The sequence below is a fragment of the Myxococcus sp. AB036A genome (assembly GCF_006547355.1).
Classification (GTDB): domain Bacteria; phylum Myxococcota; class Myxococcia; order Myxococcales; family Myxococcaceae; genus Myxococcus; species Myxococcus virescens.
In genome coordinates this window covers 1-438 of the sequence record NZ_VHLC01000247.1, presented here as the reverse complement: position 1 = coordinate 438, position 438 = coordinate 1, and the positions used below count along the sequence as shown (strand labels likewise).

Here is a 438-nt window from a genome sequence, read left to right as displayed (position 1 = left end):
GGAGCTGGCCCAGGCGGTCGGCATGTCGGTGGATGAGCTGAGCAGCCGCCTGTCGCAGAAGTCGGACAAGGAATTCATGTACCTGCGCCGCCGGATCAATCCGGACGAGGCAGAGAAGGTGGTCGCGCTGAAGATTCCGGGCGTGGCCGCGCAGCGCGAGTTCCGCCGCTTCTACCCGCAGGGTGAAGCGATGGCGCACGTGCTGGGCTTCACCAACATCGACGACCGCGGCCAGGAAGGTCTGGAGCTGGCGTTCGACGAATGGTTGCGCGGCAAGGCCGGTGCGAAGCGGGTGATCCGCAACCGAAAGGGCGAGACCGTCGAGAGCGACCTGCTGCGCGCCGCCGAGCCGGGCAAGGACCTGACCCTCAGCATCGACCGCCGCATCCAGTACCTGGCGTTCAAGGAACTGCGCAACGCGCTGGTGGCCAACAAGGC

General features: G+C 66.7%; 1 protein-coding gene and 1 pseudogene. One reads left to right on the top strand and one right to left on the bottom strand.

What is annotated here, in order from left to right:
- On the bottom strand, positions 1 to 154 hold a 154-nt coding region (locus tag FL344_RS40185), incomplete at its 3' end, for a hypothetical protein (protein WP_368667465.1).
- Between FL344_RS40185 and FL344_RS38290 the strand changes: the two are divergent.
- Positions 83 to 438, top strand: a pseudogene (locus FL344_RS38290) (penicillin-binding protein 2); the annotation flags it as partial. The gene FL344_RS40185 and the pseudogene FL344_RS38290 sit on opposite strands and share 72 nt — an antisense overlap.